Origin of the sequence: Vibrio sp. MED222, assembly GCF_000153005.1 — a bacterium.
GTDB lineage: Bacteria > Pseudomonadota > Gammaproteobacteria > Enterobacterales > Vibrionaceae > Vibrio > Vibrio tasmaniensis_A.
The window spans coordinates 81,509-104,245 of record NZ_CH902606.1; the positions used below are offsets into that span (position 1 = coordinate 81,509).

22 protein-coding genes and 2 pseudogenes are annotated in these 22,737 nt (G+C 43.8%); 18 read left to right on the forward strand and 6 right to left on the reverse strand.

Annotated elements, in window-relative coordinates; all coding sequences use genetic code 11:
* Positions 1–84: 84 nt before the first annotated feature.
* From MED222_RS20825 to MED222_RS20810, 5 genes are all read left to right on the forward strand, one after another.
* Entirely contained in the window at positions 85–1,062 is a 978-nt protein-coding gene (locus MED222_RS20825; RefSeq protein ID WP_009844802.1) for a Fe(3+) dicitrate ABC transporter substrate-binding protein, read from the forward strand.
* Positions 1,059–2,114, forward strand: a complete 1,056-nt coding sequence (locus tag MED222_RS20820) for a FecCD family ABC transporter permease (protein WP_032554997.1) — start codon at positions 1,059–1,061, stop codon at positions 2,112–2,114. The genes MED222_RS20825 and MED222_RS20820 overlap by 4 nt, the downstream gene beginning before the upstream one ends.
* Positions 2,114–3,085: an iron chelate uptake ABC transporter family permease subunit gene (locus MED222_RS20815; protein WP_009844804.1), complete on the forward strand. Its 972-nt coding sequence runs from the start codon at positions 2,114–2,116 to the stop codon at positions 3,083–3,085. The genes MED222_RS20820 and MED222_RS20815 overlap by 1 nt, the downstream gene beginning before the upstream one ends.
* 2 nt (positions 3,086–3,087) lie before the next feature.
* Positions 3,088–3,852: a Fe(3+) dicitrate ABC transporter ATP-binding protein FecE gene (gene fecE, locus MED222_RS21165; protein WP_020477206.1), complete on the forward strand. Its 765-nt coding sequence runs from the start codon at positions 3,088–3,090 to the stop codon at positions 3,850–3,852.
* Positions 3,853–4,004: 152 nt separating this feature from the next.
* Positions 4,005–4,391 (forward strand): hypothetical protein, encoded by a 387-nt coding sequence (locus tag MED222_RS20810; RefSeq protein ID WP_009844806.1) that lies wholly within the window; start codon positions 4,005–4,007, stop codon positions 4,389–4,391.
* Positions 4,392–4,535: 144 nt separating this feature from the next.
* On the opposite strand, the gene MED222_RS20805 is transcribed toward MED222_RS20810, so the two are convergent.
* The gene (locus MED222_RS20805) at positions 4,536–5,468 is read right to left on the reverse strand and encodes a LysR family transcriptional regulator (protein ID WP_009844807.1); all 933 of its coding nucleotides are present in this window, start codon (positions 5,466–5,468) and stop codon (positions 4,536–4,538) included.
* Between the two features lie 206 nt (positions 5,469–5,674).
* Here MED222_RS20805 and MED222_RS20800 point away from each other — a divergent pair, with 206 nt between their 5' ends.
* Positions 5,675–6,700, forward strand: a complete 1,026-nt coding sequence (locus MED222_RS20800; protein WP_009844808.1) for a zinc-binding alcohol dehydrogenase family protein — start codon at positions 5,675–5,677, stop codon at positions 6,698–6,700.
* 151 nt (positions 6,701–6,851) lie between these two features.
* Here the strand turns inward: MED222_RS20800 and MED222_RS20795 are convergent, their stop codons facing one another.
* Complete coding sequence (locus tag MED222_RS20795; protein WP_009844809.1) at positions 6,852–7,349, reverse strand: CIA30 family protein; 498 nt, start codon at positions 7,347–7,349, stop codon at positions 6,852–6,854.
* Positions 7,350–7,525: 176 nt separating this feature from the next.
* Positions 7,526–7,792, reverse strand: coding sequence for a DUF3081 domain-containing protein (locus MED222_RS20790; RefSeq protein WP_009844810.1), 267 nt, complete (start codon positions 7,790–7,792; stop codon positions 7,526–7,528).
* A 380-nt stretch (positions 7,793–8,172) separates the two neighbouring features.
* Here MED222_RS20790 and MED222_RS20785 point away from each other — a divergent pair, with 380 nt between their 5' ends.
* The gene (locus tag MED222_RS20785) at positions 8,173–8,589 is read left to right on the forward strand and encodes a VOC family protein (RefSeq protein ID WP_009844811.1); all 417 of its coding nucleotides are present in this window, start codon (positions 8,173–8,175) and stop codon (positions 8,587–8,589) included.
* A gap of 174 nt (positions 8,590–8,763) precedes the next feature.
* On the opposite strand, the gene MED222_RS20780 is transcribed toward MED222_RS20785, so the two are convergent.
* Together MED222_RS20780 and MED222_RS20775 are read right to left on the reverse strand one after the other, a co-directional pair.
* Positions 8,764–9,663: a DMT family transporter gene (locus MED222_RS20780; protein WP_009844812.1), complete on the reverse strand. Its 900-nt coding sequence runs from the start codon at positions 9,661–9,663 to the stop codon at positions 8,764–8,766.
* 42 nt (positions 9,664–9,705) lie between these two features.
* The gene (locus MED222_RS20775) at positions 9,706–10,680 is read right to left on the reverse strand and encodes a LysR family transcriptional regulator (protein ID WP_009844813.1); all 975 of its coding nucleotides are present in this window, start codon (positions 10,678–10,680) and stop codon (positions 9,706–9,708) included.
* Positions 10,681–10,780: 100 nt separating this feature from the next.
* Between MED222_RS20775 and MED222_RS20770 the strand changes: the two genes are divergently transcribed.
* The 5 genes from MED222_RS20770 (at position 10,781) to MED222_RS20750 (ending at position 16,356) form a co-directional block, all read left to right on the forward strand.
* Positions 10,781–12,133: an MATE family efflux transporter gene (locus tag MED222_RS20770; protein WP_009844814.1), complete on the forward strand. Its 1,353-nt coding sequence runs from the start codon at positions 10,781–10,783 to the stop codon at positions 12,131–12,133.
* Between the two features lie 249 nt (positions 12,134–12,382).
* Complete coding sequence (locus tag MED222_RS20765) at positions 12,383–12,628, forward strand: hypothetical protein (protein ID WP_009844815.1); 246 nt, start codon at positions 12,383–12,385, stop codon at positions 12,626–12,628.
* A 381-nt stretch (positions 12,629–13,009) separates the two neighbouring features.
* Complete coding sequence (locus MED222_RS20760) at positions 13,010–14,014, forward strand: response regulator (RefSeq protein ID WP_012600962.1); 1,005 nt, start codon at positions 13,010–13,012, stop codon at positions 14,012–14,014.
* 1 nt (position 14,015) lies between these two features.
* Entirely contained in the window at positions 14,016–14,453 is a 438-nt protein-coding gene (locus MED222_RS20755) for a PAS domain-containing protein (protein ID WP_009844817.1), read from the forward strand.
* Positions 14,454–15,312: 859 nt separating this feature from the next.
* Positions 15,313–16,356, forward strand: a complete 1,044-nt coding sequence (locus MED222_RS20750) for a GMP reductase (protein WP_009844818.1) — start codon at positions 15,313–15,315, stop codon at positions 16,354–16,356.
* A gap of 113 nt (positions 16,357–16,469) precedes the next feature.
* Here the strand turns inward: MED222_RS20750 and MED222_RS22765 are convergent.
* Positions 16,470–16,556: pseudogene (locus tag MED222_RS22765) on the reverse strand (integrase); the annotation flags it as partial.
* A gap of 35 nt (positions 16,557–16,591) precedes the next feature.
* Between MED222_RS22765 and MED222_RS20745 the strand changes: the two are divergent.
* The 6 genes and pseudogenes from MED222_RS20745 (at position 16,592) to MED222_RS20720 (ending at position 22,487) form a co-directional block, all read left to right on the forward strand.
* Positions 16,592–17,920, forward strand: a complete 1,329-nt coding sequence (locus tag MED222_RS20745; protein ID WP_009844819.1) for a hypothetical protein — start codon at positions 16,592–16,594, stop codon at positions 17,918–17,920.
* Between the two features lie 157 nt (positions 17,921–18,077).
* Entirely contained in the window at positions 18,078–18,515 is a 438-nt protein-coding gene (locus tag MED222_RS20740) for a BspA family leucine-rich repeat surface protein (protein ID WP_032554998.1), read from the forward strand.
* A 26-nt stretch (positions 18,516–18,541) separates the two neighbouring features.
* Positions 18,542–19,588, forward strand: coding sequence for a BspA family leucine-rich repeat surface protein (locus MED222_RS20735; protein WP_009844821.1), 1,047 nt, complete (start codon positions 18,542–18,544; stop codon positions 19,586–19,588).
* A gap of 233 nt (positions 19,589–19,821) precedes the next feature.
* Positions 19,822–20,079, forward strand: a pseudogene (locus MED222_RS20730) (IMP dehydrogenase); the annotation flags it as partial.
* A 406-nt stretch (positions 20,080–20,485) separates the two neighbouring features.
* Positions 20,486–21,802, forward strand: coding sequence for an AAA family ATPase (locus MED222_RS20725; RefSeq protein ID WP_009844823.1), 1,317 nt, complete (start codon positions 20,486–20,488; stop codon positions 21,800–21,802).
* A 4-nt stretch (positions 21,803–21,806) separates the two neighbouring features.
* Positions 21,807–22,487 (forward strand): HNH endonuclease, encoded by a 681-nt coding sequence (locus MED222_RS20720; RefSeq protein WP_009844824.1) that lies wholly within the window; start codon positions 21,807–21,809, stop codon positions 22,485–22,487.
* The last annotated feature ends 250 nt before the right edge of the window (positions 22,488–22,737 follow it).

Below are 22,737 nucleotides of genomic sequence, written 5' to 3' on the forward strand. Positions count from 1 at the left end.
GTAATTGATTAAAAATAATAACGAATATAAGTCGCCAATATTATTGGCGACTTTCACGGTTCTAGTGTTTAAGGAAAAGTAAATATGGAAAACAGTTCTCGACTTTTATTTTCGAATCAATGGCTGCTGCCGAACGGACTGCTGTCATTCAAAAGGCATTTTTTATTCAGCAGGATAGCGATAACCTTAGCTTTGTTGGCTTTAAGCTTGTTCTCATTCTCCAGTTCAGCAAAAACGAGGATCATTCAAGATGAGCAAGGTCAGTTTGAGATAGCGACTACCCCGCAACGCGTTGTGGTGTTGGAGTTCTCATTTGTCGATGCGTTAGCTGCGGTAGGCGTGTCTCCGGTTGGTGTTGCCGATGACAATGATACTTCGCGAGTGATTCCGGCGGTGCGTGAATTAGTGCAACCATGGGAATCGGTCGGGATGCGTTCGCAGCCTAGTCTAGAAGCCATTGCGGTATTAAAGCCCGACCTGATCATTGCCGATGCAGAGCGTCATCGTACGGTTTATCAAGATCTACAGCGAATCGCACCAACTCTGCTGCTCAAAAGCCGTGGAGAGACTTATCAAGAGAACTTGGAATCTGCGCTTAAGGTCGGTATCGCCCTCGACAAGCAATCGGCAATGGAACAAAGAATTCACCAACATCAACAAGCTATGGTGGAATTTAAAAGTCATTTCTCGCTTAAACAAACTGTCCAATTTGCTGTTGTGTCGGAAAAAGGAATGTGGCTACATAGCCCTGCTTCTTATGCCGGAGGTGTACTCACCACATTAGGTATTGCTAGCCCAATAGTGGATCCGACAGACAAGGCGTACTTACCAACCAGCTTTGAGTTGTTGTTGAAAACAAATCCTGACTGGTTGCTCCTTGGTGCTTACTCAGATCCAAATATCGTTGATGATTGGCAGAAAAACCCACTGTTTAATGTATTAACATCCGCGAAGAATCAACAAGTGGTGGAAGTGTCACCAGCACTATGGTCATTGAATCGAGGCATGTTGGCCGCAGAACAAATGGCGAAAAATCTAGAGCAGATCTTGGATCGTTCATGAGTTCGATGTTGCTCTCTAGAGGTAAGCGACGTTCGCTTATAGTGTCGTGGCTTACGGTATTAGTGTCGTGGCGAGTCACGTTATTTACGGCTTTAGTGTCGTGTTTGGCGATGTCTGGTTACGTGGCCTCTATGCTAGGTTGGTCGAATTTCTCCCTAACATTGAGTGACTTAGTTCACTATTGGTTTGCGTTTGATGAGAGCAATATGACTCATCAAATATTGGCGACACTAAGAGCTCCGAGGGCTCACGCTGGGTTATTGATTGGTGCAAGCTTAGCCGTCGCCGGACTGTTGATGCAGGGATTAACACGTAACCCACTTGCGTCTCCATCAATTCTAGGTATTAACGCTGGCGCAGCCTGTTTTATGGCTTTAGCTGCGATAGGCATACCTGTGGTGAGTGATTTAAACCCGATCCTTAATGCCGTTCTTGGTGCATTGCTAGGCGGTGGCGCTGTGATGCTTCTCGGTGGCTTCTTCTCCGAACGTTCTCATCCGTTACGTTTGGTTTTAGCGGGTATCGCCATTACTGCTTTATTGATTGGGTTAACTCGAGCAGCGTTGATTCTAGCTGATGATATGGCTTATAGCGTGCTGCATTGGCTTACCGGTTCATTGTCTAGCGTGGATGAGGGACAGTGGCAACAGCTTTGGCCGCCAGTAGTGATTGGTTTGGTGTTGGCTGTTAGCCTTGCTCGTAACCTCAACTTATTGGCGCTTGGTGAAGAAGTGGCTGTGGGGTTGGGCAGTAATATCCGGCTTACTCGCCTCATGAGTGGATTGGCTATCGTGTTGCTTGCGGGTGCCAGTGTCGCTATCGCTGGTCCCATTGGTTTTGTAGGATTGTTGATTCCTCATTTGGTTCGGCCCATGGTTGGGCACAATTACCATCTACTGATTCCTATCTCCGCAATGGCAGGTGCAGCATTAGTGTCTTGGTCAGATGCGTTGTCACGATCGATTGCTTTCCCGACTGAAACGCCCGTTGGTGTTATTACAGCCCTACTTGGGACACCTTGTTTTATTTTGATTGCGACGAGGAGATCTTAATGCACCATCACACTAAGATAGTTTTGTTATCAGGGGTTCTCATATTAGTGGCATCTGCGGGCTTGTTTGTCGGTGCAGCGTCACTTTCTATTCCTCAAGTCATCGAACATTTGGTCGCCTTTTCCAGTGACGACTTTGTTATCCATCAGTATCGGCTACCACGTATGTTACTCGCGATAAGCGTGGGCGCAGGGTTGGGGCTATCTGGCGTATTAGTGCAAGGTGTGATACGTAACCCGTTAGCATCGCCTGATCTTATGGGCATTAGCGCCGGGGCAGGGCTTGCTGCGACTGCGAGTTTAGTGTGGTTCCCTAATGCGGCAGTTAGCGTACTGCCTGTGGTGGCGATGTTCGGTGGGGTATTGGCTGCTGGGCTGATTGCGCTATTGGCATGGTGGTCAAGGCCAACACCCGCCAAGTTGGCCTTGATTGGTATTGCAGTGAGTGCGTTTCTGGCGAGTTGCATCGACTTCTTGCTTGTCACTAACCCCATCGAGATCAACACTGCGATGGTATGGCTAACTGGCAGCCTTTGGGGGCGAAATTGGCAGCAAGTTCCCTTTATTTGGGGAGCATTGCTCTTGTTGTTGCCAATGGCATTTTGGCTTGCTTGGCGATTGGATGTGATGGGGCTTGGTGAGGAAAGTGCCACCACATTGGGTACTAAGCCAAAACAGATACAAGCTCTTGCGCTATTGGCCGCTGTGTTGCTTGCCAGCGTCAGCGTTTCAGTGGCTGGAACGATCAGTTTTGTGGGTTTATTAGCACCTCACTTAGCGCGCTTGTTGTTTGGGCATAATCATAAGTTGTTAATCCCGGCGTCTGCTCTGGTGGGCGCGATTTTGGTTACTTGTGCCGACGGCTTGGCAAGAGGTCTACAACCACCGATTGAATTGCCTGCAGGGGTACTTACTTCTGTCATTGGCGCGCCTTATTTCATCTTTCTTCTCTATCGCTATCGAGGTTGGTAACCATGCTAAAAACGCAGAATCTTTCCGTCGCGTACGGCAAACAAACGATCATACCGAACCTTTCGGTGTCCATCCCAAAGGGAAAAATCACAGCCTTAATTGGACCCAATGGATGTGGTAAATCTACCTTGTTAAAGACGTTAGTCAGGATCAATAAGCCGGTGACAGGAGAAGTGTTATTTGAAGACAAACCGTTGTCGAGCTATGGCGATAAAGTGCTCGCGCGTTCGTTGTCGCTTCTGCCGCAAATATTGGTCAGCCCTGAAGGCATTTCGGTCAGAAAACTGGTTGAATATGGCCGTTCTCCTTATGTGTCCCATTGGGGAAGGTTAGGGCAAGAAGACCAAGCTATTGTCGAACAAGCAATGCGTGATACCGGCGTACTTGAGTTTGCTGATAAACCGATTGAGTCACTGTCGGGTGGGCAGCGTCAAAGAGCATGGATAGCGATGATAATAGCGCAAGACACAGATGTCGTGATGTTGGATGAACCGACCACTTATCTTGATATGTCTCACCAAGTTGAATTAATGAACTTGATGCAGCAGATGAATGACAAGGGAAAAACGGTGGTGGTTGTGCTCCATGATCTGAACCAAGCGAGCCGTTACTGCGATCATTTGATCGTTTTAGAAAGAGGTGGTTTAGTGGCTGAAGGCACCCCCGATGAGGTGATGACCGAGACATTGCTGAATGATGTTTTTGATCTCAAAGCGAGCGTATTTCGTGACCCTATATCCAATACGCCGATGTGTGTGGCGATTTAAGCAAATAGCCGATGATTAAAGTTGTCAGTATGGCTTGCTGTGCATCCGGTTAAAATAATCAGAGCGAATCAATTTTTGGTGTTGATTGAGATAGTATTTTGCTATAAAACGCGCATAATCTCGCTATACAACACTTAAAGAAGAAATTACCTATGACGACCTTTCAATACTACTTTCACCAACTGCCTTGCTTCGACTGTAAAAAAACGACAGTAAGTACTGATCTTGGTTGGTTAACGCCTGCGATGAAAGATACTGCTCTAGAGCAAGTGACAAAGACACTTGCGGAAGGTGAAGTTACGCCTGATCTTTCAGCAAATGTGGTTTGTACCAAAGACGAAGCTCGCGAGTATCTATTACTGAATTTCTTCGGTTATTCAGAAGAAGAGTTAGCGAGCGGAATTGAAGCTGATGATGAGCAAGAAGTCGCGGATGAAATTGCAGAACTTCTAGAAGAAGGCCAAGATACAATCACCTTCGAACATGAAATTGCTCTTCAGTGCTGTGCTGATTGCGATGTTGAAGAAGAGTCAAACTAAGCACTCGTATTAAAGTATTAGTATTAATGTAGATACATCCATTAATACAGTGTGATGTTCAAATGAAGAAAGGCGTTAGTGGCTTCAAAGTTCACTAACGCCTTTTTTGTATCTCTACATCTTATCTCTAAGCAGCATTAGATCCTATGATGCTTTATTTTCTAGAATACCTTGGCCTCCCAATTGAGAAAGGATCTCTGCGGTTTTCTCGCGGAATAAATCTCTTAATAAGCGAACCGTTGGTGTGATGGATTGACGACTAGGGCAGACTAACCACAACTCGGTTGGTGTTGGTTTAAATTCAGGCATAACTTTAACCACTTCGCCCGAAAGCAAATGCTTCGACATATCTAAACAAGACTTTATCGCCACGCCTTTACCGGCAACACACCAACGTCTAACAAGGTCAGCATCGTTCGATGCACGATTCCCTTTCAGCTTCACTTTGTGATCCTGCTTACCATCGTTAAACACCCATTCGTCTTGCAACATATCATGCAGCTGATAAAGCAAACCATTATGTTGAGCTAAGTCACTCGGGTGTTTTGGTGTTCCCATTTCAGCCAAATATTCAGGAGCCGCACACAATATTCTCGGCACATCGCAGATCTTGAAACCATACATGTTGGCGTCAGTAGGGGAGCCATAGCGAAGCGCCATATCAACGGAGTCACGGTAAAAATCGATATTACTGTCACTGATGCTCGTTCTAAGTGATGCTTTAGGGTATTCAAGCAAGAACTCATCTAACCAAGGTGTGATGAGGTTGCGGCCTAGATCCGATGAAAGCGCAATGCGGATTTCTCCATCGAGAATACCAAGCTCTTCGCGCATGCTGAGCTTGGCTTGCTCTAATATTTTCAAGGCCTGTTCACACTCAGGTAAATAGCGTTCGCCTGCTGAAGAGAGCCTTAAATGGCGAGTGGTTCTTACAAACAGTTCAGCGCCTAGTGCGGCTTCAACTCGTTTGACGGCAGCACTCGCGGTAGCAGTACGCATGTCTAGGTTGGTGGCTGCTGCGGTGATGCTGCGAAACTCCGCCACTTTTAAAATGACCTGTAAGTCTTCAAGAAGCATCTTATCTACCTGTGTTTGATAATGTTCTAAACATTGTATTGAAATCTTTGCTAATCACAAAGCGGGTTAACCCTTATTTACCTCTTCTAAGCTAACTTTATACGCTTAATTATCAAAATATATTTGAAAATCATTCAAATGTTAGACGGTTTATCTAGAGTGAGAATTGACTAAGATTAACTCGTCTAATTCAAGGAGAAAGCACAATGTCAGTACCATCAAAAATGAAAGCTATTGGATTTACTCAGTCATTTGCGATTACAGAGCAAGACAGTTTATTTGAGTTTGAAACGAGTCTGCCAGAACTAAAAAATAATGACTTGCTGGTAAAAGTGAGCGCGACTTCTATCAACCCTGCTGACGCAAAAATTCGTATTCGTAGTGCTAAGGATAAAACACTCGAACAGCCTAAAGTGCTGGGCTATGACGCAGTCGGTGAAGTTGTCGGTAAAGGTACAGACGTTGAAGGTTTTGAATTAGGTGACCGTGTTTACTACGCGGGTGACGTCACTCGTATGGGAGCTAACGCGGAATACCAAGCCGTTGATTACCGTATTGCGGCGAAAGCACCAAAGAGTCTTTCTGATGAAGCTGCTGCTGTGATGCCGCTAGCGACACTCACTGCGTGGGAAGCGTTGTTCGATCGCCTACGTGTTCGTCCTGAAGAGCAAAAGTCGATTCTGATCATTGGTGGCGCTGGTGGCGTAGGTTCAATCACTATTCAATTGGCGAGCCAACTGACTAACCTGACTGTCATTGCGACGGCTTCAAGGCCTGAAACCGAGCAGTGGGTAAGGGATATGGGTGCAGACCATGTGGTGAATCACCGTAACTTGGTTGAGTCTGTGCGCGAGCAAGGCATCCAGCATGTCGATTACATTTTTAATGTTGCGGATACCAAAGGGCACTGGGAATCGATGGTGGAGCTGATTGCACCACAAGGCATGATCAGTTCGATTGTGGAGTTCGATGGTGGAATTGATCTGTCGGCGCTTCAAGGTAAGTCTGTAGGTTTTGTGTGGGAGCTGATGTTTACACGTTCACTGTTCAACACAGACGATATCCAGAAGCAACAAGACATCTTATTCAAAGCTGCGAACTTGATTGATGCAGGCCGCATTAAATCGACACTAACGACGACGTTGAATGGCTTTAATGTTGAGACTCTGAAAGATGCGCACCAACGTATTGAAAGCAGCGCTTCGATTGGTAAAACAGCCATTAAATATTAATAGTTAATGATTTAGATCTTTGACGGTTTGAAGCATTGATCTTTTGAACGCTTGAATAGAAAGCCCCTGATATCTATCGCGAATCGGTAAGATATCAGGGGCTTTTGTTCGTCTGTGGTTTATTCAGACTTTACCTTATTCCAACAAAGCGTTACTCCGTTTCTTGCGAGGTTTTGAATTGAATCTGAAGTAAGTTTAGCTCGAAGGGCAGAGGCTGTTTGTCTGCAATCAAAAAGCCGATCTGTTTAATGTCTTGAGCTTTAAGCCCCGGAGCTTCGTGGAGTAACCGACCTCTAAACACCGCTTGAAAGTCGTTTAGTCGGAAGATTTTCTTGAGTTGTTCACCTTTAATTGTCTCAAAGTTGTGCTTGTAGTTGGTCCTGTTTCCATCGATCCACGTTGTGAACCTTAATTGGTAAGTACGATCATCACCCACAAACGTCAACTCTACGCTGTCCGTTTCAGAGCTTAGTGTTTTAACAGAGCGATTGATTGAACTGAAGCCACCATTGTTCTCTAACGATAGTTCGCCCTTAAATTGACTCGTCTCGCCATCATGAATAAGACCGCCTGTTGAGATGCCGCCCATCACATTGTCGTTGGTCGCTGTCCAATTCTTCTGTTCGTTCGCTTGTGTAAAATCAATCATATCTATTCCTGCTACAGATACTTGAGACCATAAAAAAGAAAGGCTGAGTATTAGCCACAAAGAAGCGATTCGTTTAGCCACAAAGAAGCGATTCGTTTGCGCAGTAAGTGCGTTTTAAAGTCAGTTTCGTGCATGATTTTATCCATTAGTTGCTAGGGCGTGTTGACCTTTCGTACTTACGGAGAAGGCTCTGTAGCAAGCATAGCCAGACAATGGTTGATGAAGTCTTCATAGTTCGACGCTTTGTCGTATTCGATTTTTAATGAACCGTGGAACATCAGGGTTACCGTAACGTCTCTGTAGCTTAGCCAACAGGTGTAACCGTCGTAATCATGCCAAGCCGTCATTTCGCCTACTTGATATTTGTTGTCCAGCTGTTCGCCCGTTGAACGAAGGTAATCGAACACTCTGAGAAATTCTTTGATGGTAATTCTGCTGTCCATGTATCACTCCCGCTACGCAGTCGACTAAAAAATGCTAAGTGCTTGTATTCCAATTAACTACGGTTTGGTTCTGCATTGCGATCACTGAGGGGAGGCCTGTATACAACATCCATTTCATCGCTTCACTTTGTGGGAGGTGTGGTTTGGAGAGAACACCTCCCATAAAGTCACTGGTATTAAGTACAAAGAACATAATACGAGGCAAGAGAGTTACATTGGATTAGGTCGTCTAAACTTACAGTTTGTATGTAGTCAAAGCAGAGCCATTTGGACTCTAAAGACGTTCTCGAAAATAAACGTAAATTAGTTCTTTACCTCAACTTAACTTGAGGTATTAGGATATGCAACGTTGCTTAAGAGAATACTTTAAGGAGAGAAGAATGATCCAACTTGAACATGTAAATTTAGTGGTTAAAGATATCCCAGAGATGCTGACTTTCTATAAAGCAGCTTTCCCTCACTGGTATGTGCGTGATGAAGGGCAAGGCGAATGGTCTGGCAAGCCACGTAACTGGCTACATTTTGGTGATGAATACCAATACATTGCGTTGAGCGATCACGGCGAAGGAGAAAACAGAGATTTGGCTGGGCATTCTGTCGGTCTCGCGCATTTTGCTTATGTAACCAACAATATCGAGAGCGTGATTGAGCGTCTTATTGATGCGGGTTTCCCTATTGCCAAACCTGGAGCTGAAGAACCTTATCGCAAAAACGTTTACTTTGTTGATCCTGCGGGCTTTGAAATCGAATTTGTAGAGTACTTGAGTGATGATCCCAAGCTGCGCAATGCCACGTAGTAGAACTCGTAATCGAGTTGGTGTACTAGAGCAAGATTGTTCGAAATAAAACGTCTAAGAAAGGGGGCTAGGAAGACTCACAGAAAAGGGCATTATGGAATATTCCGCAATGCCCTTTTTATATCTATTAGCTGGTTGGCTAACTGATCTTTACTCTGCTAGTCGCTTAGTCGCTTACTTAGCTTTAAACGGTACTAACAGTTGTTTGCCAAACACATTGATCAAGGCACCTGTTACGATCAGGCCACCACCTAGGTAAGTCCAAACGGATGGAATCTCATTGAAGATCCACACGCCTAACAGCGCTGAGAATACGATTTGAACGTATGAGTAAGCCGAAGCTTTACCGGCAGCTTGAGTTTGCATCGCTTTGGTTAAACCGTATTGGCCTATCTGAGTGAAAATCCCGACCAGAACCAACATAACGGTTAAGAATAAGCTCGGCCATACAAAGTCGTTCCAGATCAGGGCTGTTGAGATTGGAAGAGCAACCAGCGGGAAATAGAAGATGATCACTGAGCTATCTTCAGTTTGGCTAAGCTTTCTCACAATTACATAAGCAATTGAGCTACCAAACGCGCCCAATAACGCCACCATAATGCTGAACATGGGTAACTCGCTGTTTACGCCACTGTTCATGCTTGGTTGTACCATCACCAACAATCCCGCGAGGCAGAATGCAATGCAGATCATGGTCGACTTTTGCACGCGCTCTTTTAAGAACAACACGCCAAGCAACGCGGTAAACACGGGATGTACGTATTGTAGAATGGTTGCTTCTGCTAATGGCAAGGTGGTGACAGCGTAGTAAACACACATCAACGCCGCAGTACCGACAGCACCACGAACAAACAACAAAGGTTTGTTATTGCCCCAGATCGAAATGCCTTTTCGTTTCACATCGATATAGCTGATGACCAAAGACACCAAAGCCCTTGCTGCAACGATTTCAAAGACAGGTATCCCGTAGTTGCTGATGTATTTCACACAAGCAGACATCAGTGCGAATCCAAAAGCGGAGAGGATCATGAACCTAACCCCAACAGGGATCATTGAAACAGAGAAAGAAGGCATAAAAATATCAATCGGGTGAGGGAAGGGGAATCATAGCTTAATTTAAGAGAGTCGACCAAAGCCTTTGTCTTGCTCTATTACACCAAACCATTGATATTGCTGTGCGAGTGATTTCAGCAACTCGATCTCTTTGGCTGTCTCTTCCCTCAGCCATTCAATAAGGTCATTGATGATAGGCGTGTGTGTACGCTGGTGCATGAAGTAAGTCCAAGCACTGTGTTGAATCTTTGCATCCTTAGGGCAGTACAAGAAGCCCCGTTGTAGATCCTGCAAAACCAACAGTAAATCCGTCACCGTGACCCCTTCACCCGACAAGCAAGCACTGAGTGCCATATCCAAAGACAAGAAGCTGGTATTTCTAACGGGCTTTTTCGGTGGGAACTCGACATCAGCCAGCCACACTTTCCAGTCGTGATGATCTAAGGTCGGGTGGAGCCTTGGTAAGGTTAATATCGAATCGAGGTCAGTATCTTTGTTCGTTAAACTAGTCGAACAGACTGGCGCCATAAACTCTTCACGCAAGAAGGTGATGTTAGGTGCCTTGTCATAGCGTTTTTTGAAGCGCGTGTGAAAGATCAGTAGGTCATATTCGCTGCTGTTGATCGATTCGTCTTCCTCAATCACAGGCACAATGACGATTTCATAATCTTGATAACGCTCGTTTAATTCCCGGACTTTAGAGATCAATACGCGCGTCGCGAAACTCAAGGTCGCTTTGATCACAATACGTTTCTGCTTTGGCTCGCCCCAAGAAGCAATAACCGTTTCGACATTGGCATAGCTTTCACGTAAAGCCACATACAAATCGTGACCTTGTTCTGTTAGTTCAATCGCTCGATGCTTACGAATAACCAATGATGCGTTTAACTCATCTTCAAGCTGTTTAATCTGACGGCTGATCGCACTTTGTGTCACATGCAGTTCATCGGCGGCCAACGTAAAGCTCATCAGCCTTGCAGCAGCTTCGAAGGCTTTTAAGCCATTATGGGATGATGGCAAGCTAGGATATGGGGTCATAATTCGTTCGCATGAGTTTATGGAATGTTAGAGTCGCAAATTTATCAATTGAACGCCAGCCTCATCGATCGTATTTTGGGCGAAATTACCTGAGGCGCTCATGAAAAAAATACTCACACTCGCATTCCCTTTGATCATTTCACAGCTGATCTCTATGGCGTTAGTCCTTACTGATGTTTGGATGATGTCGCGTATCAGTGTGTCAGCCCTTGCGGCTGGTGGCCTAGGCGCCTCTATCTACTTTTTCATCTTTATTATTGCGAGCAGCACCGTGGGTTGTGTCGCGAACTTGATTGCGATCGCTTACGGTCAGCGAGTGGCTCGTCCTGAGTTTGGTAACACACAAATTAGATTAGCCGTTAAAGGCGCAACAATGTTGGCATTTGTGTTGAGTGTGACCTTAATGGCCAGCTTTTGGTTTGCTCCGTTGGTATTAGAGGCAGCAAAACAGCCCCAAGAAGTGATTACTTTAGCAATGGAATATGTGCATGCCTTGAAATGGGTGATGCTGCCTTCGCTTATTTTGTTGGTACTGCGTGGATTAACCAGTGCGTTTGGTAATGTGCGCTCTATTCTGGTGATGTCTATCATCACCGTAATTCTGAATGTGCCAGTGAGCTACTTCTTAACTTTCCAATTAGACATGGGTTTAACCGGTTTAGGGCTAGGTACGGCTATCGCGGCCTTTATCGTGATGCTTGGATACACGGTTTGGGTATTCAAGCGTGACGAGTTTAAGCAGTTCGCCCCTTGGTTAAACACAGAAGAGTATTCAATCAAATTAATGAGCCCTTTATTGATGATGGGTTTGCCTATTGGGCTCGCTGCATTACTTGAACATGGCTTGATATACGGCGGAACTCTGATGGCGGGGACGATCAGTATTGCTTCTCTAGCACTGCACCAAATCCTACTGCAATGCTTAAGCTTTACTTGGAACTTCAATTTCGGTTTCTCACAAGCTGCGGCGATTTTGGTTGGCCGTGATTTCGGTGCGGGTAACTACGAAGGCATCAAAAGAACCTCGATTCTAAGCTTTATCTTGGTGTCTGTGTTGAGTGTAGCCTTGTCTGCCGTGTTCATCATCTGGCCAGAAATGATCGCGTCTATCTTCAAGTTAGACGATGGTACGGGCGCAATGACTTCGCTATTGGCCTCTGTTATTTGGGTGGTTGCGTTGTGCTTTATTGTAGACGCCTGGCAGTTACTGGCCATTAACCTGTTGAGAGGGATGAAGATTGTCTCAATGCCAACCGTAATGACAGCCATTGGCTACTGGGTATTTGGTTTGCCAGCGGCTTGGTATTTGATGTCTAAGTTTGAATTGGCAGGGATCTGGGGTGGAATCGGTGTTGGTTTAGGTGTGACAGGTATTCTGCTGCTTATCCAGCTGATGCGTGTCATTCAAAAGAACAGTAAGTCTCCGGATCTCTCGACTCATGCTTATTCGTGATCTGCTTGTGATGCTCGCTTTTACCACGGAACCTTGAACGATAAACTTTGTAATGCTGACCAAGAACTATCAATGACCAGTTACCAGTTTCTAATTACCAACAATGGGCTATAAGCTATAAGCTATAAGCTATAAGCTAAAAGCCCTGAATTGCGTACTTCGTAATTTAGACCTTGGTCTTACAGAAACCGTAAGCAAAGGTGGCTAGAATGATTTAGGTCGCTCATCGTTTTATCAAGGAAAATGCAAATGGAAGTTGGATTGTTTTGGGCTGAGAAAGGAATGCTAGTACTTGGCGCTCTGTTTGTTTTGACGAGCATGATGCAGTACGGAAGACGCAGTAGTGATTGGAAAGGCGTGATTACTATGTTTTATAAGCGTATCCCAATGAATATTGCGGAATACAAATGGTACCGTCTGGGCATCGCTTTACTGGTGTTTGCTGTGGTTATTCGTTTCGCATTACTGATTCTATGGCCTACATATCAGTTTTAGCTCCCTTGTACTCATTATGTAAAACGGATAAAAACGTCAACCTGATAAACGCGTAGTAGGCGATCAACACGTATAGACGTTCAACATGTATGGCTGTTGCGTGAATCGGCAAGTCGAGCCTTAGTAGGCTACTTATTAAGGCTGTTATTCTATAAATTGTCGCGGTCATTTCATGAAATAGTGCAATTACTTTATAAAAAGGCTTGTTACTATCTCTGTAGCATATTGTTTTTCATAAAGAATAATCAGAGATAATCGAATATCCGCTTTTCCCATCAATCTGACTAATAATCTACATATAAATTCATTCACCCCGTACCTGATACGATAATGATCTGTTACACTCCTCGAAATTAGCTTTAATTTGTCGGTGGTGCATTTATGTCGTTCCCAGTTCTTATATGTGATGATTCTGCATTAGCAAGGAAGCAGATGGCTCGATCACTGCCTAGTTCTCTAAATGCAGATATAACTTTTGCTGTTCATGGGCTTAATGCACTTGAAGAGTTAGCTCAAAACCAGTTTAAACTGATGTTCCTCGACTTGACCATGCCAGAGCTAGATGGCTATGGCACATTGGAAGAGATGCAACGCTTAGGTGATAACACACCTGTTGTCGTTGTTTCCGGTGACATCCAGCCAAAAGCGCAGCAGAGGGTCATGGACCTCGGTGCTAAAGCGTTTTTACAAAAACCGATCGATAAAGAAGCGTTAAAAGGCATTTTACGTGAACTTGTTGAGCCGCCAACGCAGCCTCAGGTGGTTACTCCTACCGCTTTAGATCTTCCAATACTACGCAGACGCGATATCTACATGGAAGTGGCGAACGTAGCAATTGGCCGCGCCGCCGATGCACTAGCGCGCCATTTTGATGTATTTGTCCATTTACCACTACCGAACGTGAATATTTTGGAAGTGAGTGAATTGCACATGGCACTTCGTGACTTAGCAGACAACGACCAAGTGTCGGGTGTTTGCCAAGGCTTTAGCGGAGAAGGTATTGCAGGTGAAGCGTTAGTTTTGCTGAGTGATTCCAGTGTGAGCGATCTTAAAAAGCTCATGAAGGTGCCAACAGAAAGCGAACAGTTAGAAGAATTAGAGCTGTTGATGGATGTATCTAACATCCTTGTGGGTTCATTCCTGAACGGGTTAGGGGAGCAGTCAGAAGTTCGTTTCTTCCAGAGCTCTCCGGTGTTGCTGGGTCAACACATCTCAATCGATTCCGTTATTGAAAATACCGGCGGCTCATTCAAGAAAACGATGACTTTCGAAGTCAGCTATAACATAGACGGCACTTCAATTCGTTGTGACCTCCTATTCATGTTTGTTGATGAATCTTTGCCACTTCTAGATAATAAATTGGCCTACCTAATGGAGGAGTTTTAATATGTTGAATCTTCCTGCTGAATTTGAACAGTTCCACTGGATGGTGGACATGGTTCAGAACGTCGATATGGGGCTGGTGGTTATTAATCGCGATTTTGAGGTGCAAGTTTGGAATGGCTTCATGACTCACCATAGCGGTAAGCAATCACATGATGCTATCGGTAAGTCGATCTTTGAGTTATTCCCTGAAATCCCAGAAGAGTGGTTTAGGCTGAAAACCAAGCCAGTCTATGATTTAGGTTGTCGCAGCTTTATTACATGGCCACAAAGACCTTACCTGTTCAAGTGCCGTAATGTTCGCCCTGTTACTCAACAAGCTGATTTCATGTACCAGAACGTGACGCTAAACCCGATGCGTTCGCCTACTGGACAAATCACTTCATTGTTCTTGTCGATTCAAGATGCGACGGCAGAAGCGTTAAGCGCTCAAAAGAATTAGCACCAGTCTTAATTCGATACTCAATAGCTTGTACAGAACAATTCAAAACATCGAATAAAAATGGCTAAGGTTAATTACCTTAGCCATTTTTTTTGTTTTTTATTCTTCAAATCTAATCTTTCCCCTAGCTTTTCACACAAACCAATCCGCTTTTTCTATGCGCTTTACTGAATGTTCCAGGTTACATGAACGAAAGGGCAGCCACGAAACGTGCTTTCGGCGCGGCAATGCTACGGGTTAATCGAAACTGGATTTATAAAGTTTGAGTTTGAAAGCTTCATTTAATGGAGTACGAGGGCTGAATTATCAAACCCAAGTGAGTATTGGCCTCTAGATTGAGTCGTTTTCACTCTACTTTTCCAAGTGACCGCAAAACAGAAACGTCACGAGACTGCCCAATTTGGTCAAAAACCGATAAAAATTAGAAAAAAATCGAATTTATTTAAGAAAAAAGGCATTTTTTTGTTGGAGAAAAGTGTGGTTTTTATGTGATTTCGAGGCACTTTCTTCACATATTTGCTTTGTGAGGGGGATATTACGTAAAAAAGGGAGGAAAACGATTGCGCAATAAACCGACAGCGTTTGCGTAATTGGTTCGCTAAGTTATTAATTAGTAAGAATTTAGTAGGGAAGTGTTACTTGGGAGCTTTTACCAGATATGGAATCTTCGAGAGGATAGCACAAAAAAAAATGAAATATCAGACTTGCTGTTACTAAATCACGACCTATAATGCTGAAAACCGGAGCGTCTGCCAACGCTCCGGTTTTTTTGTGTCCGAAGAAAAGTAAACTCGTCTGCCAACGGTTTTACTACGCATTTCGCGAGAGACACATAATTTTATGAATCAAGGAAAACACCATGCGTATCGAACAAGAACTTAAGTTAGGTTTCAAAGATGTACTCTTCCGTCCGAAGCGTTCTACCCTTAAAAGCCGTTCTCAAGTTGAATTAACCCGCGATTTTACATTCAAGCATAGCGGTCGTCAATGGTCTGGTACTCCAGTAATTGCAGCTAACATGGATTCGGTAGCAAGCTTTGAAATGGCAGCTGCTCTAGCAGAGCACGGTGTTATGACTGCAGTACACAAGCACTACACAGTAGAGCAGTGGGCTGAGTTTGCTAAAACAGCAGACAAGAAAACTCTGAACAACGTTTTTGTATCAACAGGTACGTCTGAAGCTGAGTTCGAGAAAGTTAAGAAGATCATGGCGCTTAGCGAAGAGTTTGTATTTATCTGTATTGATATCGCTAACGGCTACTCAGAGCACCTTGTTGAGTTCGTGCAGAAAGTACGTGCGGAATTCCCAACTAAAGTTATCTCTGCGGGTAACGTTGTAACGGGTGACATGGTTGAAGAGCTAATCCTAGCGGGCGCAGACATCGTTAAGGTTGGTATCGGCCCAGGTTCTGTTTGTACTACACGTGTTAAAACAGGCGTAGGTTACCCTCAACTTTCTGCAATCATCGAGTGTGGCGACGCAGCACACGGCCTTGGCGGCATGATCATCGGTGACGGTGGCTGTTCATGTGCGGGTGATGTATCTAAAGCGTTCGGCGGCGGTGCTGACTTCGTAATGCTAGGCGGCATGCTAGCTGGTCACTCTGAGTCAGGCGGTGAAGTAGTAGAGCAAGACGGTAAGCAATACATGAAGTTCTACGGCATGTCTTCGCAGTCGGCTATGGACAAGCACTCAGGTGGTGTTGCTAAGTACCGTGCTGCGGAAGGTAAAACTGTTTTACTTCCATACCGTGGTTCAGTTCACAACACAATTTCAGATATCCTTGGTGGTGTACGTTCAACTTGTACATACGTAGGCGCAGCAAAGCTTAAAGAGCTAACTAAGCGTACGACTTTCATCCGTGTACAAGAGCAAGAGAACAACGTATTCGGTAAAGAATAACGTTTAAAACACTTGTTTAAAATTTTAAGAATTGAGCCACTTTAGAGTGGCTCTTTTTTTACCTGAAATTTGGCAAGTGGCGACAGCCGAGCAAAAAAACTTGTGGCGACAGGTTACAAGTTAGAAAGAGGGTTATGGATAATTGCTTCAGATAGGTGATCAGGTGCGAAGTGGGCATAGCGCATCGTCATGCTGACGTTGGGCTGTCAGCTTAGAGCATCCAACCGCAGAGCAGGTGTTCGACACCCTTTCAGGTTTAACAGGGCTTGAGTTCAGCTTGCCTGATGCGGATTACATCAAAACAACCATTCCAAACTTTGTTAGCCAGGGAACGGGCTATCAATGTTTAGAACAAGTCGCCAAGGCGTTCTCTATTCCTGATTGTGTTTGGTTTCAACATACTGATCAGGTGGTTTACTTCGGTTCGCATCAAAATAGTCACTTCCACAATAAACCGATGGTACTACCGGAAGAGTTCACCAGTCGTGAAAGTGGTAACAGTGTCACTTTTGTACCATTCCCAATGCTTAGACCGGGCAGAGCCATGAACGACAAGCGCGTCAATCGAGTTGATTTAATTCAAGACGAAATGACCGCTTATTGGAAGGCTGAACAATCCGAGGTACCACCCAAGAAACGTGAAACGCTGCAGAACTTCCCAGAGTTGGCAGCAGGTTTTCATTTGCCTAAGTTTGGCCGTGTTGAGGTAGTGAGAGACACCGCGACAGCCGGGCAAGTTGCTGACCCATTCCGCCCAAGGTTTGCAATAGATGTTCAGGTGCTCGATGAGAACTTAAACCCAGACATAAACGTGCCTGTCTATCGTTCGATTCCATTGCCTGTTCACATGAGTGGACATGAATCTGGATTGCTGTCTTACCCTTTAGAGGGAACATTGGTTGAAATCGCTTTCGCCTATGGCCGCAATGACAGACCTATCATTCGTGGTATTTATGGTCGTGAATATGCGTTGCCGTCAATAGAGCCCGGTGAGCAACTGCAGCAGCAACGTGAAGAGGTAAGCACCCGAATTGATGCAGCAGGAAATACAACCCAGAAGACCGACCAAACACAAAACCAACGAGCATTTGAAAAGCATGATCAAGCAGAACGTTACCGGGGGGAATTTGGTCAGATCCATATTTTGGTAGATGAGCACAGCATTGAAGAAGTGATCGGCAAAAAGCTTATTGAAGCACTAGGCGCCATTAACCTAATTGCAGGTGATGACATCGTTCTCGGCAGCTTGGGTAACATGCAGACCGCGACCGCGGGCGAATTGGTGGAGACGATTGGAAAAGTACGCCGAAGCATTGCTGCAGAACACCAATGGTTACAAGCACCCAAAACATGGATTGGTTCAAAAGAAGAGAACGTGCTGATTTTGCTGTCTGAACTTATGCAGGTAGTGAAAGAACTAGCGGACACGCTAGCCAGCCACACGCATAGCGGTGTTGTAGCTGGGTCATCAACAACCCAAGCCCCAGTGCAAGAAAGTGGCATTCGTGGTCATGGATCGGATAGCTCCAAACTTAACGTGCGATTAACCCCATTGATTCTTTAATCTGATTAATAACGTAATTGTTATTAATTGGGGTTATTTTCTAGGGGAGGGACTCAATTTATATATTTAGGGGGATTCTCCATCTGAAAAAGTGAAAAGAACCAGCGATCTTTCTGTATTATTTCGAACTTATTTTAATTAAATCATGATTTTAACTATGAATTTACGTTCGATTATTACCGCCTGTGCGCTGCTGACTTGTAGCCACACCTTTGCTAGTGAGCCTGAAACGGTGACTTGCGAATCAAATAAACCAGGAACCGTCATGGTTCAAGAAGATGAATTGTTTGTGGTCGTCAATGACGCACTCATTCGCAATTCTGACTACTGGCAAAACTTTCTGGATGGCAACATTCAGCTCTGCACCACTCACGTAACAGACATGAGTGACCTGTTTTCTAAAGACCAATACTTCAATCAGGACATCAGCCGCTGGGATACCTCCCGTGTTACCAATATGGATCGCATGTTCTCTGGCGCTAAGCGCTTTGACCAAGACTTAACCTACTGGAACGTCAAGCGCGTCTCACGCCATATCGACTTCGCAAAAGGCAGTGGCCTGTCTGAAGATAGTTTTCCAACTTTTACGCAATAACGTCTATTCAACCCTAGGAAAATACAATGAAAAGAACCATAACCTCACTTCTCGTGGGCGCCACCGCGCTTGCTAGCCAAACTGCTTTTGCTGCTGATATCTCAGTAAAGTGCCCTGACCAACCTGTTAACTCCGTGATGCTTGAAAATGGTCAAGTTTATGTGGTGGTCGATAATGCACTTATTCGAGATAAGACTATGTTGGATTATCTTGAGAGAGGACAAATTCGGTTTTGCACCACACAGGTGACGGATATGACGTACGTATTTCTGGAGCGTAAATCGTTTAATGCAGATATCGGTTCTTGGGATGTTTCGAGTGTGACCAATATGAGTGGCATGTTTTCTGGTGCAAGTGAATTCAACCAAGACATCGGTTCTTGGGATGTTTCGAGTGTGACTGACATGAGTAGTATGTTTAGAAGGGCAAACGAGTTTAACAAGGATATTGGTAATTGGGATACGGCAAGTGTGACTCGTATGAGTGAAATGTTTTTTGCCGCAGATGCTTTTAATCAAGACATAGGCTATTGGGATACATCAAATGTGATTAGTATGCATCAGATGTTCGCTTTGTCATCTTTCAATCAAGATATAGGTTATTGGGATACTTCCAAAGTGAAGGATATGTCATGGATGTTCTATCGTACAAAAAACTTTAATCAAAAGATAGGTTATTGGGATACCTCGAATGTAACCACTATGAGCGCAATGTTTGGGAAGAACATGTACTTTGAACAAGATATTGGTCGCTGGGATACATCTAGTGTGACCGATATGTCTAGGATGTTCGAAGAGAACTTGGCATTTAAACGAGATATCGGTGATTGGGATGTGTCAAATGTAATCAATATGGATCAAATGTTTGCTTTCCGGTTTAGATCTTATGGATTCAATCAAGACATAAGTAAGTGGGACGTATCGAAAGTCGTTGGGATGGAGCGCATGTTTGACAGAAATGTTAGCTTTAGTGCGGACTTAAGCAACTGGAATGTAAGCAATGTTACAAGGCATGGTGCTTTTGCTCGAGATAGTGGCTTGACTGAAGAACAACTGCCATATTTTGTAGACTAATTATCTATCGGTCTAGCTAAACAAAGGCCAGTGTTGATGGATTCAACGCTGGTTTTTTGTTTACAAGTGATGCTGGGATAACAGAGCGAATAAAGTCCAATAAAAAGTGGCGGCAAAAATGGCGGCATTCATTGCAAAACAGCGTTATTTATGGGTATAAATCGCCACTTGCTACTGTTTTTATATACACCAATATTAGAGTAAATCGTTGATTTTATGTAATATTACTTGTTTTCGTTAAGTTCTACGGCATGTCGTCTCAGTCGGCTATGGACAAGCACTCAGGTGGTGTTGCTAAGTACCGTGCTGCGGAAGGTAAAACTGTTTTACTTCCATACCGCGGTTCAGTTCACAACACAATTTCTGACATCCTTGGTGGTGTACGTTCAACTTGTACATACGTAGGCGCAGCAAAGCTTAAAGAGCTAACTAAGCGTACGACTTTCATCCGTGTACAAGAGCAAGAGAACAACGTATTCGGTAAAGAGTAATCTGAACGAGTTCGAATAGTTTGAAAATCAAGAGCCGCTTTTTAGCGGCTCTTTTTTGTTTGGCACTTATAAAGAAATTTTTGATGGGCTGCCTACACCACCCAATCAAATCCCTTGATAAAGGTGGGTAAAATAAGGCGTATGAGTTGTTTCAATGTTAGACGTTTACCTAACACATTATTGCCCCATTTTTAGTTAGAGCGAAGACTCATGCGCATCCTTTACATTATAATTTGCAACTGAAAATCTAATGAGAAAGTATGCGTCAAGATTAAACACAATCTCATTCAATAGTAGTTAATTTGTGAGCATCGTAAAATACCACATATAGATTTTTAAATTTTGTTGTTTCTTCTCTAAGTGTCTGAGTTATATTATTTTAATACCTAGTTGACTGGCTAAAATAATGACCAAACAAATCCAAGATATACACGTAAAGTTAACTCATAGTAACAACTCAGTAAGAATAGAACCTAAAGGCAAGAACATAATTATCACGGGTGCTAATGAGTGTGGAAAGACCAAGTTTTTAGAACAACTTAATGATGCTTTAGTACGGATAGCTGACGTTCAAAATAGAAAGTCATACCAAGTCTTATATGAAGACTATCAACAAAGTGAGCGTCAGCTTCAAAGTCTTACCACGACAGACCCCAACTACCCATATTTCAAAAAACGAGTCAAAGAGCTCCATGATGAAATGGAGGTTGCTCAAAAAGTAGATTTACTTTTGAGCGATCAGACATCTTATATTGAGGGCTATAATGAAAAAACGTTTCTTTTTGGCTTTTATCAAGCAACTAGACAATCTCAGATCCAAATTCTCCAACAAAAACCAAGTTTGAAAGCACTGTTAGACTCGAAAGTAAACACACCCCTATCGGCAGACTTTGGTACAGTCTTTGAGCAATACTTGGTAGCTATGAAAAGGCTTTCTAACGATATTAAGGTTGATGGCTCTTGCGAAGAACAATCAGATGCCGACCGTATTGACAGTTGGTTCTCGAAAGTCCAAGAAGACCTCAGAGAGTTGTTTGAAGATGATAAACTATGTTTAAGATATAATCGTGAGGAAGAATCCTATTTCATAGAGCAGCCTTCAAAGACACCTTTTAGGTTCGACCAATTGTCGTCTGGTTTTTCGGCAATAATGAGTATCTACGCTGATTTGCTGATGAAGGTAGAACTTAAGAGTATCTCTGCAGGAGAGCTTGAGGGTATCGTCCTTATTGACGAAATCGATGCTCATCTCCATGTATCGTTGCAACGCAAAATCCTTGCCTTCTTTGTAGAAGCATTCCCTAAAGTACAGTTCATTGTGACAACCCATTCGCCATTTGTAGTCCAATCTATTAAAGACGTTGTTGTGTATGACCTATCACTTCTAGAGCAGCTGGAAAATCTATCCGCGTATTCATATGAAGCAATACTAGAAGGTTTACTTGGAGTTACGGCTAATTCTCTGACACTAGAAGATATAATGGATGATCTCTCGGACGAAATCGAACTAGGCGCTCCAAACCCAGAAACAGTGGCTAAATTACTCGAACGACTCAGTCCACATGAAGCTAATTTGAGTGGTGAAGCCCAATTGTTTGTATCGAAAGGAAAGAGACTCTTGAGGGAGTACAGAAAAAGTGAACCGACTAATGACCGACAAAATGTTGAATTAATGGCTATGGAAACTAAGTCTACAACTACCGATCTTAATGAAAAGGAGTAGGCTTATGTTCAAAGTAAAAAGGCCCAAAGTCGCTCCAGCTGGGTTGATAAAAAAATACGACTCTGAAGACGTTGTTCTTAAACTTAGAGATATATTTTACGGCAAATGTTACTTGTGTGAATCCAAATGGCCTTCTGCACCAGAAGTGGAGCATTTTGTACCACAATCTCTAGATCCGAAACGCTTAGCTACTGACTGGGACAACCTGTTTTATGCATGCCGTCGTTGTAATAGCATAAAAACAGCTAAAGACGCTAAATTGTTGGATTGCACAAAAGCGGACGTTTTCAGCGCGATAATTTGCGAACTACCAACAAGAAAATCTAAACCTGTAGTAGTTGAAGTGAATCAAGGATTCGAGTCACCAGAGGCAGAAAACACCGCAGCTTTGCTGAGAGATTGCTTCAATAAAGATAACACTGGTTATAGAAAAATAACCAAAGCTCAACTTCGGAACGAATTGGTTCGGTATTGTACAAGGTTCATGAAATACAATGACATTTTACTAGATTATGAAGCTGGCCGAAAAGAGAAAGAATATGCTGCGGATCGGCTTGAGAGAATGGTGCAACCAGACTTCCCGTACCATGCATTCTGGCGTCGAATGTTTATGGAAGATTCTGATCTAATGCAGTTCTACCCTCACTTAATAGACCCTGAAGAAGATTTGGAAAAAGTTGGGTAAACAAATGTTTAGTATTTTTCTTATCTAAGACCATCGAGTTAGATTATCATACCTAACTAATAAGAATAGGTGTTGTGCGGCCTGCACCTATTCTGGATACCGAACAAGCCTGAATTTGTTCTGAGGTATAACGCTATTTATCTGAATACGGCTTTGTAGAGTCAATGATCTAACTTGTTCCTGTCCGGAACCGTTATAGTTAGTATTTTCAAACTCGAAATTGCCCCAAAGTGTGTTTAAAGCGCATGAA